At 37.8% G+C, this 15,161-nt stretch carries 17 protein-coding genes; 16 read left to right on the top strand and 1 reads right to left on the bottom strand.

Translation table 11 applies throughout. The features are described 5' to 3' along the window. Positions 1 to 686 precede the first annotated feature (686 nt). From rpmH to MHB58_RS20160, 11 genes are all read left to right on the top strand, one after another. Positions 687 to 821 (top strand): 50S ribosomal protein L34, encoded by a 135-nt coding sequence (gene rpmH / locus MHB58_RS20210; protein ID WP_008408389.1) that lies wholly within the window; start codon positions 687 to 689, stop codon positions 819 to 821. Between the two features lie 95 nt (positions 822 to 916). Further along, positions 917 to 1,258, top strand: coding sequence for a ribonuclease P protein component (gene rnpA, locus MHB58_RS20205; protein ID WP_008408387.1), 342 nt, complete (start codon positions 917 to 919; stop codon positions 1,256 to 1,258). Between the two features lie 132 nt (positions 1,259 to 1,390). Beyond that, a complete protein-coding gene (gene yidC, locus MHB58_RS20200) occupies positions 1,391 to 2,173 on the top strand; it encodes a membrane protein insertase YidC (protein ID WP_008408385.1) in 783 nt (260 codons plus the stop codon). Next, entirely contained in the window at positions 2,174 to 2,938 is a 765-nt protein-coding gene (gene jag / locus MHB58_RS20195; RefSeq protein WP_008408383.1) for an RNA-binding cell elongation regulator Jag/EloR, read from the top strand. A 174-nt stretch (positions 2,939 to 3,112) separates the two neighbouring features. Further along, on the top strand, positions 3,113 to 4,498 hold the full coding sequence (mnmE, locus tag MHB58_RS20190) for a tRNA uridine-5-carboxymethylaminomethyl(34) synthesis GTPase MnmE (protein WP_008408382.1): 1,386 nt from the start codon (positions 3,113 to 3,115) through the stop codon (positions 4,496 to 4,498). Positions 4,499 to 4,525: 27 nt separating this feature from the next. Continuing rightward, a complete protein-coding gene (mnmG, locus tag MHB58_RS20185; protein WP_014822345.1) occupies positions 4,526 to 6,421 on the top strand; it encodes a tRNA uridine-5-carboxymethylaminomethyl(34) synthesis enzyme MnmG in 1,896 nt (631 codons plus the stop codon). A 59-nt stretch (positions 6,422 to 6,480) separates the two neighbouring features. After that, positions 6,481 to 7,197: a 16S rRNA (guanine(527)-N(7))-methyltransferase RsmG gene (gene rsmG, locus MHB58_RS20180; RefSeq protein ID WP_014822346.1), complete on the top strand. Its 717-nt coding sequence runs from the start codon at positions 6,481 to 6,483 to the stop codon at positions 7,195 to 7,197. A 249-nt stretch (positions 7,198 to 7,446) separates the two neighbouring features. Next, positions 7,447 to 8,331, top strand: a complete 885-nt coding sequence (noc, locus tag MHB58_RS20175) for a nucleoid occlusion protein (RefSeq protein WP_008408374.1) — start codon at positions 7,447 to 7,449, stop codon at positions 8,329 to 8,331. Between the two features lie 222 nt (positions 8,332 to 8,553). Next, positions 8,554 to 9,315, top strand: a complete 762-nt coding sequence (locus tag MHB58_RS20170) for a ParA family protein (protein ID WP_014822348.1) — start codon at positions 8,554 to 8,556, stop codon at positions 9,313 to 9,315. Continuing rightward, the gene (locus tag MHB58_RS20165) at positions 9,308 to 10,153 is read left to right on the top strand and encodes a ParB/RepB/Spo0J family partition protein (RefSeq protein ID WP_014822349.1); all 846 of its coding nucleotides are present in this window, start codon (positions 9,308 to 9,310) and stop codon (positions 10,151 to 10,153) included. Before MHB58_RS20170 ends, MHB58_RS20165 begins: the two co-directional genes overlap by 8 nt. Positions 10,154 to 10,341: 188 nt before the next feature. Continuing rightward, the gene (locus MHB58_RS20160; protein ID WP_065217711.1) at positions 10,342 to 11,049 is read left to right on the top strand and encodes a DUF554 domain-containing protein; all 708 of its coding nucleotides are present in this window, start codon (positions 10,342 to 10,344) and stop codon (positions 11,047 to 11,049) included. Here MHB58_RS20160 and yyaC read toward each other — a convergent pair. Then, the gene (yyaC, locus tag MHB58_RS20155) at positions 10,966 to 11,592 is read right to left on the bottom strand and encodes a spore protease YyaC (protein ID WP_008408365.1); all 627 of its coding nucleotides are present in this window, start codon (positions 11,590 to 11,592) and stop codon (positions 10,966 to 10,968) included. The two genes, MHB58_RS20160 and yyaC, sit on opposite strands and share 84 nt — an antisense overlap. Before the next feature lie 115 nt (positions 11,593 to 11,707). On the opposite strand from yyaC, the gene MHB58_RS20150 reads away from it, so the two are divergent. From MHB58_RS20150 to ssb, 5 genes are all read left to right on the top strand, one after another. Beyond that, positions 11,708 to 12,613, top strand: coding sequence for a mechanosensitive ion channel family protein (locus MHB58_RS20150; protein WP_014822351.1), 906 nt, complete (start codon positions 11,708 to 11,710; stop codon positions 12,611 to 12,613). A gap of 3 nt (positions 12,614 to 12,616) precedes the next feature. Beyond that, positions 12,617 to 12,817, top strand: a complete 201-nt coding sequence (locus tag MHB58_RS20145) for a DUF951 domain-containing protein (RefSeq protein ID WP_008408362.1) — start codon at positions 12,617 to 12,619, stop codon at positions 12,815 to 12,817. A gap of 128 nt (positions 12,818 to 12,945) precedes the next feature. Beyond that, positions 12,946 to 14,046, top strand: a complete 1,101-nt coding sequence (ychF, locus tag MHB58_RS20140; protein WP_014822352.1) for a redox-regulated ATPase YchF — start codon at positions 12,946 to 12,948, stop codon at positions 14,044 to 14,046. Between the two features lie 209 nt (positions 14,047 to 14,255). Then, a complete protein-coding gene (gene rpsF, locus MHB58_RS20135; protein ID WP_008408357.1) occupies positions 14,256 to 14,546 on the top strand; it encodes a 30S ribosomal protein S6 in 291 nt (96 codons plus the stop codon). A 38-nt stretch (positions 14,547 to 14,584) separates the two neighbouring features. Next, complete coding sequence (gene ssb / locus MHB58_RS20130; protein ID WP_014822353.1) at positions 14,585 to 15,142, top strand: single-stranded DNA-binding protein; 558 nt, start codon at positions 14,585 to 14,587, stop codon at positions 15,140 to 15,142. Positions 15,143 to 15,161: the final 19 nt, after the last annotated feature.

The raw sequence follows: 15,161 nt of genomic DNA, 5'->3' as shown, positions 1-15,161 counted from the left end.
GCTCTTTCTTCCTTTCATTAATTCATTTCACATTCGATTCGTATATTTAAATGACAAGGCTCATACTAACGAAAATTAGATGAGAGTCTTTTTTATGTGAATTTCCTTACAATGCAAACTTTCTTGCTTACGAAAAAAGAAAGGCTCTGTTAAATGATTAATAGTAAACAGAGCTATAAAATATATATTTTATAATTAAAAAGGAGTTCATACACATAACCACAAGTTGTGGATAAAGGTTGTTCTAGAGTATGGGAAATCTTTGTCCACAGATTATCAACAATTGTGGATAATATATTTCCCAGAAAAGAATTCCACAAAGTAAAACACAGTTATCGTATCAAATAAAGTTAGGTATTTCAATACTTAAACGATCTTATCCACATAATCATATGTTATATACATAACAGTTGTCCACAGGTTTGTTATATGTGAAAAACCTGTAGATAAGCGTTGTGGATAATTTTTAAGAGCAAAAATACTATTCACAGCATAAACGTAAATTAATTTTATAAATTGTGGATAACTGAGAGTGTGAATCAGGAAAGGGATTTATATGAGGTTTATATAGAAAAAGAGAAAAATTATAATGAGGCATTGACAAACAGGTTTTATTCTTTATATAATATCATGGTCTGTATGTAGAGATAGATATAGTAACGCTCGAATTCAGGAGGTGTATATAAATGAAACGCACGTACCAACCTAAAAAACGTAAGCACTCTAAAGTTCACGGTTTCCGCGCTCGTATGAGCACTAAAAACGGCCGTAACGTATTAGCTCGCCGTCGTAAAAAAGGAAGAAAAGTATTATCAGCATAAGTCCACTGAGCCACATCAGTGGTCTTTTTTTTCTTTTATCGTTGTTGAATGAGCAAAAAAAGTACCAATGATTAGATGGAGCAGGTGAATGGATCATGAATAAACGCCAACGTATAAAGAAAAATGAAGATTTTCAAAAGGTGTTTAAAAAAGGTAAGTCGTTTGCGAATCGCCAATTTGTTGTATATTGCTTGAAGAAGGAAGAACAACAGGCGTTTCGTATTGGCTTATCAGTGAGCAAAAAAGTAGGAAATGCGGTCACTCGGGTTCAAGTGAAACGCTATATTCGCCAAGCTTTTCTGGAATTAAAAGATGAAGTAAAACAAGATATGGATTATGTTATTATCGCCAGAACGCAGGCGGCCACACTGGATTTTCACGAAACAAAAAAAAGCTTGCAGCATGTTTTAAAGGTTGCAAGAGTATATAAAGGATAGTTCCATAATTAATTGTTTATCATTCATTACTTGAAACTTTGAATATACAGAACAATTAGTAGTGTACGAACGTCCGTACATGGTAAAATATTGTCATAAAAATTGAATAGGTTTGCTTTAGGAGGAAGAAGGTTGAAGAAAAATCTATGGATAATGCTGTCACTTGTTTCAGTAGTATTACTGCTATCAGGCTGTACAGAATTTGACCAACCAATTTCATCTGAAAGTAATGGCTTTTGGAATGAATATATTGTTTGGCCATTAGTATCATTTATCAAGCTTTTTGCTGATATGTTTGAAGGTAATGCCGCGAATTATGCATTTGCAATTATTATCGTAACTGTTATTATTCGTCTAATCATTCTGCCTTTAACTATTAAACAAGTAAAAAGTTCTAAGAAAATGCAGGAAATGCAACCGAAGTTAAAAGAGCTGCAAGCAAAATACAGCTCAAAAGACGCGGCAACTCAGCAAAAATACCAGCAGGAAATGATGCAGTTAATGCAGACTTCAGGTGTTAACCCATTAGCTGGATGTTTACCGATTCTTATTCAAATGCCGATCTTAATCGGTTTCTATCATGCAATTAGCCGTATGAATGCAACACCGGATGCATTTGAACTAGGGACATTTTTAGCGGTTCCATTAGCGGAGCCAAGTATTGTATTTGCTGTAATCGCAGGTCTGATCCAGTATGTTGTATTAATGACTGGTCCCGCTGTAGATAATCCGCAAATGAAAATTATGATGTACATCATGCCATTAATGATTGTTGGTTTCGGTATTATTTTACCTGCCGCTTTATCATTATATTGGGTAGTTGGAAACTTTGTATCTGTATTACAAAACCTTGTTATTTACAAACCTTGGAATAAAAATAAACCGGATGCTACCGATGCAAAAGGAGCGAAATAAGTGAAACAAACTACGCAAATAGGCGCAACAGTAGAAGAAGCGATCTCATTAGCGTTACAAAAGCTTGGCCATACTCGTGAACAAGTTGATGTGGAAGTTTTACAAGAGGGTAAAAAAGGATTTTTAGGTTTTGGAGCACGAAATGCTGAAGTTCGTGTAACTGTAAAGGAAATTGTTCAGCAGCAAGTGGATCAAGAGACGACTTCAGATTCTGCACCTGATGTGGAAGAACAACCAATTGTCGAGAAAACAATCGAGAATGAGCCGGTTTTAGCTAATGAAGATCAACCAATTCACCATGAACAACAACAAGTGGATCCTATTGAAGAAGCAAAAGAGTATTTAACGAATATTGCTTTAGGAATGGGAATTACAGATTTAACAATCGACCATGAAACAGATGGTAAACATGTTTCATTTAAGTTATCGAGCGAGAAAGCAGCATTATTAATTGGGAAGCGTGGTCTTACATTAAATGCGCTTCAACATTTAACTCAGCTCATTCTTAATAAAACAGCCAAATCGTTTATGATTTTACAAATGGATGTGGAAGATTATCGTGAGCGACGTCAAGTTGCCCTTGAACAGCTGGCATTACGCATGGCGGACAAGGCTCTTCGAACACGAAAACCCGTATCATTTGAACCGATGGCATCTTATGAACGAAAAATTATTCATAATGCCCTGGCAAATCGTATAGATATTGAAACGCACTCAGAAGGTGTCGAACCAAATCGATATTTAGTCATAGAGCCAGTAAAATAATATACAGACAGTTTTCGACCTATTCTTTTGGATAGGTCGTTTTTTTAATGAAAGATGGAACCAAATCTACATTACTTTAGATTTTAATTAAAATATGTTAGTCTAAATTGTTAGTTAGTATAGCACGGATGTGATTTATCCACATGTGGATAACACTGAAATAGGAGGATATAAATGGAATTCGATACGATTGCTGCGATTTCCACTCCAATGGGAGAAGGAGCTATTGCGATTGTTCGTCTGAGCGGCGATGAGGCGGTAGCGATTGCAGATAAAATATTTAAATCACCAAATCATAAGCGTTTGACGGAAGTTGCGACACATACGATCCATTACGGACATCTGATCGACCCGAAAACGGATGAAGTGGTAGAGGAAGTTATGTTGAGCTTAATGCGCGGACCGAAAACATTTACGCGAGAAGATGTTGTCGAAATCAATTGTCATGGCGGTATTGTGTCTGTTAACCGAGTATTACAGCTTGTCTTACGTTACGGTGCACGTTTAGCAGAGCCTGGGGAATTTACGAAACGTGCATTTTTAAATGGCCGTATCGACTTATCACAGGCAGAAGCTGTAATGGATTTAATTCGTGCGAAAACTGACCGCGCGATGAACGTTGCGCTTGGCCAGATGGATGGAAAGCTTTCTCGTCTCATTACATCTTTACGCCAGGCATTATTAGAGACGTTGGCACAAGTGGAAGTAAATATTGATTATCCTGAATATGACGATGTAGAAGAAATGACGATTCCTGTACTTCTTGAAAAATGCGGTTGGGTACGAGAGGAAATTATTAAATTACTTCAAACATCATCCCAAGGTAAAATTTTACGTGAAGGTTTATCTACCGTTATTTTAGGACGTCCAAACGTAGGTAAATCATCTCTTTTAAATAGTTTAGTTCAAGAAAATAAAGCGATTGTAACCGACATTGCAGGTACAACTCGTGATATTATTGAAGAATACGTAAATGTACGTGGAGTTCCTTTACGTTTAGTTGATACAGCAGGTATTCGGGAAACAGAAGATATTGTTGAACGAATCGGAGTTGAACGTTCGAGAGAGGCACTAAAAGATGCCGATTTAATATTGCTTGTATTAAATTACGGAGAAGAGCTTACAGAAGAAGATGAACGCCTTTTTGAAACGATTCAGGCGATGGATTATATTGTCGTTGTCAACAAGACAGATATCGAACGCAAAATCGATTTAAACCGTGTTCATGAATTGGCTGGAAAACATCGTGTCGTAACGACTTCGTTATTGAAAGAAGAAGGTGTAATCGAGCTGGAAGAAGCGATTGCAGCATTGTTCTTTGAAGGGCAAGTAGAAGCGAATGATTTAACATATGTATCAAATGCGCGACATATTGCGCTATTGCATCAAGCTCAACAGGTGATTGAGGATGCGCTTGCTGCAGCTGAGTCAGGTGTACCTGTCGATATGATTCAAATCGATGTGACACGTACATGGGAAATTCTTGGTGAAATTATTGGAGATACTGTACAGGAAAGCTTGATCAATCAGCTATTCTCGCAGTTCTGTTTAGGGAAATAAATCGGAATAAAAGAGAGGAAGAACAACATGTCAATACAATACGAAGCAGGTAATTTTGACGTAATCGTTGTTGGTGCAGGACATGCAGGTGTGGAATCTGCCTATGCAGCTGCGAAAATGGGTGCTAAAACACTCATGCTTACAATTAACTTAGATATGATTGCGTTTATGCCTTGTAATCCATCAGTCGGCGGACCTGCAAAAGGAATCGTTGTTCGCGAAATTGATGCACTTGGCGGTTTAATGGGACGCATTATCGATAAAACACATATTCAAATGCGCATGTTAAATACCGGGAAAGGTCCAGCAGTACGTGCTTTACGTGCACAAGCCGATAAATTCCAGTATCAGCATGAAATGAAACGGGTTTTGGAAGAAGAAGAAAACCTTCAAATTCATCAGGCAATGGTCGATGAACTAATTGTAGAGGATGGCGAAGTAAAGGGTGTTATTACACAAGTTGGAGCAATTTACCGTGCACCGGCTGTCATCATTACTACAGGTACGTTTTTACGTGGGGAAATTATTTTAGGAAATCTGAAATATTCTTCAGGTCCAAACAACCAGCAGCCATCAATCAAATTAGCGGATAATTTAAAAGAATTAGGATTCGACTTAATCCGATTTAAAACAGGGACACCACCACGTGTAAACAACCGTACAATTGATTATTCTAAAACGGAAATTCAACCTGGTGATGATGTACCCCGTGCATTCAGTTTTGAAACAACAGAATATATTATGGATCAGCTACCTTGCTGGTTAACTTATACAACAGAAGAAACACATCGTACAATTGAGGAAAATCTGCACCTATCCCCAATGTTTTCAGGGATGATTAAAGGGACAGGTCCACGTTACTGCCCATCCATTGAAGATAAAGTAACACGCTTTAACGATAAGCCGCGTCACCAGATTTTCCTTGAGCCAGAAGGACGCAATACACGTGAAGTATATGTCCAAGGTTTATCGACAAGCTTACCTGAGCATGTTCAAAAGAAATTAATTGCTTCTATTCCAGGGTTGGAAAATGCGGAAATGATGCGTGCTGGTTATGCCATTGAGTATGATTCAGTCATTCCTACACAATTATGGCCAACATTAGAAACGAAAAAAATTCAAGGTCTTTATACAGCAGGTCAAATTAATGGTACTTCAGGTTATGAAGAAGCAGCAGGCCAAGGTTTAATGGCCGGGATGAATGCAGCAGCAAAAGTTTTAGGCCGTGAAGAAATCATTTTAGACCGTTCAGATGCTTATATCGGTGTATTAATCGACGATCTAGTTACAAAAGGTACAAATGAGCCTTACCGTTTATTAACATCTCGTGCAGAGTACCGTCTTCTGTTACGTCATGACAATGCAGATTTACGTTTAACGGAAATCGGTTATAAAGCAGGGATGATTACGGAAGAGCGTTATGTGAAATTCCAGCATAAAAAAGCACAGATTGAGCAGGAAATTGCCCGTCTGCGTGAAATTATTATTAAACCAAATGCGACAACGCAGGAAGTAATCCGTAATGCTGGCGGCGCGGAGCTAAAAGATGGTATCCGCGGAGCAGACCTTTTAAAACGAACAGAAATGACGTATGATTTAGTTGCTTCCCTTACTCCATCGGAAATCGAACTTTCGGATGATGTAAAAGAGCAAATTGAAATTCAATTAAAATATGAAGGGTATATTCAAAAAGCGCTTCAGCAAGTAGAGAAAATGAAGAAGCTTGAGGATAAGAAAATCCCTGAAAATATCGATTATGATGCCATTCCAAGCTTAGCAACAGAAGCACGTATGAAACTGAAAAGTGTTCAGCCGCTTTCTATTGCTCAAGCATCGCGTATTTCAGGTGTTAACCCTGCAGATGTTTCAATTTTACTTGTCTATATTGAGCAAGGTAAAATTGCAAAAGTAACTACGAACTGAATGATGTGAGCGTCTTTAACCAGAAAGACGCTCATTCTTTAATATGGAGGAATCATTTTATGAACGAAAAGCAGTTTATCGAAGCATTGAAGGAAAAGGGTATTGAGCTATCAGAACACCAGATTGCGCAGTTTAAAAAATATTTTGAGCTATTGGTTGAGTGGAATGAAAAAATGAATTTAACGGCAATTACGGATTTGGAAGGTGTTTATTTAAAGCACTTCTATGATTCAATCAGTGCGTCTTTTTATTTTGATTTTACAAAAGTGACAACGGTATGCGACGTTGGTGCAGGTGCAGGCTTCCCAAGTATTCCGATTAAAATTTGCTTCCCTCACTTACAAATTACGATTGTCGATTCACTTAACAAACGAATTACATTTTTAAATCATTTAACAAATGAGTTAAACTTGGATCATATGACATTTGTTCATGCCCGTGCTGAAGAGTTCGGTCAAAATGCAGCATATCGTGAAAAGTTTGATGTTGTAACAGCCCGCGCGGTAGCACGTCTTTCTGTTTTATCAGAGTTATGTATTCCTTTAGCAAAAGAAGGCGGTTATTTTGTTGCATTAAAAGCTGCAGCAGGTGCAGAGGAATTAAAAGATGCGACAAAAGCCATTTCTACGTTAGGCGGAAAATTAATAGAGGAGTTTGCATTCCATTTACCGGTTGAGGAAAGCGAACGTTCACTTTATGTATTTGATAAAGTAAAATCGACACCGAAAAAATACCCGCGTAAACCAGGTGTTCCGAATAAAACACCAATTAAATAAATAAATTTGCCAAATTTGAAATATATCCGTCTTTTGCTGCATATATATTTATATTTATGTTTTTTTAGTGGATAGAAAAATATAAGTTTATTTTGAAATACAAATGGGTATAGACACTATTTTGTCCTATTTTAGGCGAATTCAGTCTATCACCTAAATTACTATTCATTGAACACTGTACATTTTTGATTGAATCAGAAATAATATTGTATATGAGGTAGACAGTTTCCTAAAGGTGGTGCCACACGGATGAAAAGTACTTTTTCACGTTTTTTCGGAGGCGGGAGCAAAGAGCCAGAAGTAAAAAGTGAAGTAGAAGTAATAGAGAATATCTCGATGGCTTCAGAAGAAGTAGTTAAAATTCCAATAGACAAAATCATTCCGAACCGTTATCAGCCACGTACAGTTTTTGATGATGAGAAGATTGAAGAATTAGCAAGAACGATTCATACACACGGCGTCATTCAACCAATTGTGATTCGTCCAATAAATGATGACGCGGATAAATATGAAATAATTGCCGGTGAGCGACGTTATCGAGCGATGAAATCCCTACAATGGACAGAAGTACCTGCTATTGTACGTAATTTAAATGATCGAGAAACGGCGTCTATTGCCCTTATTGAAAACCTTCAACGTGAGGAATTAACAGCAATTGAAGAAGCGCTTGCTTATCAACAATTATTAGGATTGCATCAGCTTACACAAGAAGCGCTTGCACAACGTCTTGGTAAAGGACAATCAACAGTTGCTAATAAATTGCGTTTATTAAAGTTGCCTCAATTTGTTCAGGATGCTATTTTAAATCGTGAAATTTCGGAACGTCATGCCCGAGCTTTAATTGTAATCAAAGATGAGCAATTACAAATGCAGCTCATTGCAGCGACAAAAGAGTTTGATTGGAATGTTAGACAGCTTGAAGAACAAATTCAAAAAATTCTAAATCCCGATGAACCTGAGATAAAAAAACGTAAACCAAGCAGAAAAGCGATTAGCAAAGATGTACGTATTGCCCTTAATACGATCAAGCAGTCGTTATCAATGGTGACGAAAAGTGGAATTAATGTTAAAACGGAGGAAGAAGATACAGATGATTACTACCAAATCACTGTAAAAATTCCGAAGAAAAAATAAATTAGTGAACTGCCCGAAAGATAACGACTTTCTAGGCAGTTTTTTTAGTAGATTAGTAGAAGCAGTAAGTTTTTTGAAAATAAATTTAGTTTCATAGCATCGTTTTCTAACATTTTTTGTTAAGATAAAAGAAACAGTATTATAAAAGGAAGATTTAATCATCCAAGATTTTTAGACTTTAAAAATATACCTAAATTGAAGTGATGAAAGCAGGTGCGGATATTGGGACGTATTATTGCGATAGCCAATCAAAAAGGTGGCGTTGGAAAAACGACAACCTCTGTTAACTTAAGTGCATGTTTAGCTTTTTTAGGAAAGAAAGTATTAATAATCGATATCGACCCACAAGGTAACGCTTCAAGCGGATTAGGTGTTCGAAAAGGTGATTTGGAAAGCTGTATATACGATGTATTAATTAATGATGAAGATATTAAAGGCGTTATTCAACAAACAGATGTAGAAAACTTATATATTGTCCCTGCTACAATCTCATTGGCAGGTGCTGAAATTGAGCTTGTTTCCACAATCTCCCGTGAAGTTCGACTGAAAAAGTCATTACAGGAGATTAAAAATAACTTTGATTTCATTATTATTGATTGTCCGCCATCACTTGGCTTATTAACTATTAATGCGCTGACTGCCTCCGATGCACTGATTATCCCGGTACAATGTGAATATTATGCATTAGAAGGGCTGAGTCAGTTGCTTTCCACCGTCCGCCTTGTCCAAAAGCATTTGAACAAGGAGTTAATGATTGATGGAGTGCTACTCACAATGCTGGATGCCCGTACGAATTTAGGGCTTCAAGTAATTGACGAAGTAAAGCGCTATTTCCAGGATAAAGTATATCGCTCAATTATTCCGCGTAATGTGCGGTTAAGTGAGGCACCGAGTCATGGGAAACCGGTAATTTTATATGATGCAAAATCGCGCGGGGCAGAAATTTATTTAGAGTTTGCAAGGGAAGTGATTAAAAATGGTTAAAGGTTTAGGTAAAGGGATTGATGCGCTTTTTCGTGAAGAGGCCGTACATAAAGAAGACCAGGTACAGCAAATTGCAGTCGGAAAAATTTTAGCAAACCCATTTCAGCCACGTAAAATTTTTGATGAAACTGCAATCGAAGAATTAGCTAGCTCTATTCATGAACATGGTATTATTCAACCGATTGTCGTCCGTAAAAACGGAAGGAAATATGAAATTGTAGCAGGTGAACGCCGTTATCGTGCGGCGGTTAGTGCAGGTTTGACAGAAGTCCCTGTCATTGTAAAAGATTTCAATGAGCAGCAAATGATGGAAGTTGCTATATTGGAAAACTTGCAACGCGAAGATTTAACACCAATTGAAGAAGCAGAAGCATACAACAGTTTAATTGTGAAACTGAATTTTACACAAGATGATTTAGCGAAACGATTAGGGAAAAGTCGTCCACATATTGCCAACTTAATTCGTCTGTTGCAGTTACCGGAAGATATTCGGGACCTTGTCAACGAAGGAAAGCTTACAATGGGGCATGGACGAGCATTGCTTGGTTTAAAAAATAAACGACGTATACCTGAAGTAGCTCAAAAAGTTATAAAAGACCACCTTAATGTCCGTCAGTTGGAAAAGTATATTCAAGATTTAAATGAAGCTGTTTCACGTGAAACAAAGCCTACCAAAAAGGATATTCATACCCAGGCAACAGAGTCCCAACTACGCGATTATTTTGGAACACAAGTACAAATCAAAAAAGCTAAGAACAAAGGTAAAATTGAAATCGAATTTTATTCAGATGATGATCTGCATCGCATTTTGGAAATATTAAATATGGAACAACAATAAAAAGGTGCTGAGCGAAAAGTTTCAGCACTTTTTTTATGAACAGTTATAATATAAAAAAGACTAATACTTACCTAATACATAAAGGGAGTCTTACCCCTGCCTCAATTCTTCAGATGCAGTCAAATTACTATCCGTTATAAGTGTTAAAATTGAATTTGTAGGACAGCAAATAGAAAGAGGAAAATTTCATGGTATTACTAGGTTCTCTGTTAAATGCATTATTTATCGTAATCGGTGCATTGGTCGGCCGTATTTTTAAAAATATTCCAGAATCCATGCAGCAGACAGTGTTATCCATTATCGGGTTAGTTGTTGCGCTATTAGGAATCCAAATGGGACTGGAGAGTACGAATTTTATTCTGCTTATAGTCAGTTTAATCATTGGTGCGGTCATCGGTGAATGGCTCGACCTTGAAGGAAAGTTTAATCGCTTCGGTCAATGGATTGAGTCCCTTTTTGGAAAACGTGCACAAAAAGGAACGATTGCAGAGGGGTTTGTTACTGCAACGCTCATTTTTGTTATTGGTTCAATGGGAATTCTAGGTGCTCTTGATAGTGGCTTGCGCAACGATCACAATATACTCATCACTAAAGGGATTATTGATGGATTTATGTCCATTATATTAAGTTCAACTTTAGGGATCGGTGTCATATTATCAGCAATTCCTGTACTTTTATATCAAGGCTCGATTGCATTATTTGCAGGTGTTATTAGTACATATATTCCTAGTGAAGCACTGGATCTATTTATCACAGAAATGACAGCAACGGGCGGTATTATGATTATGGCAATCGGTTTGAATATTGCCGGATTAACGAAAATCCGTATAGCCAATTTGCTGCCAGCGATTTTGATGGTCGGGATACTCGTTGCGATTATTTTTCCGTTTCAGTAAGTGACGCTGCCATGCCAAAACAAGTGCTCGAACAATTTTATCACTCATAGAATACGTAACATGCAGTCTCGTATTTTGTAATACTTTAGCTTCCATAAAGCCTCCGACGTTAACAATTCCTTTTACAGAAATATTACCGATAGGGGGCAACTCTTTTTTCACGGCCTTTCCGGGATAAAGAGGGCCCTGTTGGATTAGAATAGAACCAATCGCATTTGATTCACCTAAACAAGCATCAATGGCAATAATAAAAGGTTGCTCTTTTTCATTAATCAACTGCTCGTAACGCTCTACAATATTGAGGGCATGAAGTGGTGCCTGCAAAGTTCCAACAACCGGAAATGGAAATGAGAAAGTTTGGTGCAGCTGGCTGCCGATAATCGGGCCTAATGCATCTCCTGTAGATCGGTCTGTACCGATACAGCAAAAGATAAGTTCTTCATGATCAAACGGAATCGTTTTTAAAAAGATTTCGCTCAGCTCCCAAACAGCGCTCGTCTGTTCGTAATGTACACTATAATTTTGAGGACAGGCTTGTGTCATATTATCACTCCTTTAATTTTTAAATTTAAATAGATTACTCGAGAAATAAGCTAAAATACGATATATTTATGCAGTATATTCAATTTTAAAGTTTGTTATACAAGAGGTGGTAAATTTGGAAAAAGATTTGAAATTAGATTTAGAGGAATTTGCTGAAACGGATATTAAAGGGCTTGCACACTATACGACAGAACTTTGGGAATACGTCACAAGTGCGGAGTTTTTGGTAAAGATTATTGCAGCCAGCGCGAAGATTCTGGCGATTATCGTTATTTCATATCTTGTCGTTTTTATCGGCAAGAAGATTATTCACCGAGTGTTTATGCTACGTGTAAGGAATAATGAGCGTCGACAGCTTACGATTGTAAAGCTGCTGCAAAGCGTATTGAGCTATTTAGTGTACTTCTCTGCCATTATGGGAATTTTATCGGCTATGAATATACAAATTGCCGGGTTACTGGCAGGGGCAGGTATTGCTTCTGTGGCCATTGCCTTTGGTGCGCAAAACTTAGTGAAGGATGTTATTACAGGGTTCTTCATTATTTTAGAGGATCAGTTTGGAGTAGGGGATTTTGTGAAAATTAATACGGCAGAAGGTACCGTGATGGAGATTGGTCTTCGTACAACGAAAGTGAAAGGGATAACAGGAGAGCAATTTATTATTCCAAACGGCAGTATTGTAGATGTTATCAACTATTCTATCAACAACTCAAAAGCTACGATTAATATGCAAATTCCGCTTGATGTCAATATTGAAAAAGTCCAAATGGTTATACAAAGCTATCTGGATACATTACCGGAAAAGTATGAGGAGCTTGTCACTGCTCCGGTTTTTCTAGGCGTAACAAATACGACAAGCACAGAAGCGACAATTGGTATTACGCTGGAAACATTGCCTTTACAGCAGTATTCCATTTCCCGTATTATCCGAAAAGATGTAATGGATATCCTGACTCGTAACGGCATTCCTCTTGCTGTACCGAAAATGATGTTTTATGAGCGAAATCAGGGAGGAGAATAATAGATGGAAGCAAAGCAGTACAGTCTTAATGACGTTGTGGAAATGAAAAAGCAACATCCTTGTGGCACGAACGAATGGAAAGTAATTCGATTAGGTGCCGATATTCGTATAAAATGTGAAGGTTGCGGACATAGCGTTATGATTCCACGCCGCGAGTTTGAGAAGAAAATGAAGAAAATTTTACGCCAGGCAGAAGAAGTCTAAAAGCAAAATAGACTTTTATGCGCGCAATCAATATAATAGACAAGGTTGTAAAATTTAATGGACAGAAAAATCCATAAAAGAATTAATCATAAATTTAAATGAACTGAACATAGAAAGGTTGTGTCAATATGGCATTAACAGCTGGTATTGTTGGTTTACCTAACGTAGGAAAATCGACTTTATTCAACGCAATTACAAAAGCAGGTGCACTTGCGGCTAACTATCCGTTCGCAACAATCGAACCGAATGTTGGCAGCGTAACTGTTCCGGATGAGCGTTTAGACAAATTAACAGAATTAGTAGTACCAAAGAAAACAGTTCCGACAACTTTTGAGTTTACTGATATCGCGGGTATCGTAAAAGGTGCTTCTACTGGTGAAGGTTTAGGAAACAAATTCCTTGCCCACATTCGTGAAGTGGATGCAATTTGCCAAGTTGTACGTTGTTTTGAAGATGAAAATATTACGCACGTTTCAGGCACAGTAAATCCTATCGATGACATTGAAGTAATTAATTTAGAATTAATTTTAGCGGATATGGAATCAGTAGATAAACGTATTGCACGTGTAGCAAAAATGGCAAAGCAAAAAGATAAAGAAGCAATGGTAGAAGAGCCAATTCTTCAAAAGCTTAAAGACGTATTAGAAGCTGAAAAACCTGCTCGCGCGGCAGATCTATCCGATGACGAGAAAAAAGTGATCAAAGGTTTACATCTATTAACGATTAAACCAATGCTTTATGTTGCGAACGTTTCTGAGGACGAGGTAGCAGATCCATCTGAAAACAAGTATGTAAAAATGGTACAAGAATACGCAGCAGCTGAAGGCGCACAAGTAATTACTGTTTGCGCGAAAATTGAGGAAGAAATTTCTGAGTTGGAAGACGATGAGAAAAAAGAATTTTTAGCTGAATTAGGAATTGCTGAATCAGGATTAGACCAATTGATTAAAGCTTCGTACAGCCTATTAGGTTTGGCTACTTACTTTACAGCTGGTGTGCAGGAAGTTCGTGCATGGACATTCCGTAAAGGCATGAAAGCACCACAATGTGCTGGTATTATTCACTCTGACTTTGAACGCGGCTTTATCCGTGCTGAAACAGTGGCATATACGGATTTAGTAGAATACGGTTCAAAGCCAGCCGCAAAAGAAGCAGGCCGAGTACGCGCTGAAGGTAAAGAGTATGTTGTACAAGACGGCGATGTATTAGAGTTCTTATTTAACGTATAATTAGTAGACGCTTTGTGAGTATAAATATATCCTCACAAAGCGTTTATTTATATATGAAAATAAGCTATTTCCTTAATATTAAAAGACGTAGCCAGTTGCATAGAAATAACAACTATGATACAATTCATTGATGTGAGTAATAGAAGTTACTTGCTCCTTGCTCCCTATTTAGTAGGAGAGCCCAAGTCCATAAGGAGGTGCAAACACAAATGAGAAAGTACGAATTAATGTACATCATCCGCCCAAACATTGAAGAAGAAGCGAAGAAAGCTTTAGTAGAGCGTTTCCAAGAAATCTTAACTTCAAATGGTGCAGAGATCACAGAAGCAAAAGATTGGGGTAAGCGTCGTTTAGCTTACGAAATCAATGACTTCCGCGAAGGTTTCTACCAAATCGTGAAAGTTAACGCTGGTACTGAAGCTATCAACGAATACACTCGTCTAGCTAACATCAGCGAAGACATCATCCGTCACATCGCAGTACGCGAAGAAGACAAATAATTTTTAAACTTAAATGCTGAAAAAAGGAGGGTGCATTGATGATTAACCGTGTCGTATTAGTCGGAAGGCTTACAAAGGATCCAGAGCTTCGTTACACACCGAGTGGAGTTCCAATGGCACGTTTTACGATTGCCGTAAACCGTACATTTTCGAGCCAGTCGGGTGAACGCGAAGCAGATTTCATAGGCTGTATCGCCTGGAGAAAACAAGCTGAAAACTTAGCAAACTTCATGAGAAAAGGGAGTTTGATTGGTGTAGAGGGTCGTATTCAAACAGGTAGCTTTGAAGGACAAGATGGAAAGCGTGTGTATACAACAGATGTCGTTGCTGATTCAGTGCAGTTCTTAGAACCACGTGGAGGAGCTAATGCATCACAAGGTGCACCAAGCCAACAATACAGTGGAGGGCAGAATTATGGTGGTCAGCCATCTTATAATCAGCCTAACCAACAATTTGGAGGCGCGCAATCACAGGATTCTTACGGTTCTTATCAACAGCCAGCTCAAAATCAGCAAAACTATACACGTGTAGATGAAGATCCATTTGCAAACAGTAAAGGACCGATTGAAGTTTCTGAAGACGATTTACCGTTCTAAGAATTTCACATCTATAATT

Origin of the sequence: Solibacillus sp. FSL K6-1554 (assembly GCF_038005185.1) — a bacterium.
Lineage (GTDB): Bacteria > Bacillota > Bacilli > Bacillales_A > Planococcaceae > Solibacillus > Solibacillus silvestris.
This window is presented reverse-complemented; position numbering and strand designations above follow the sequence as displayed.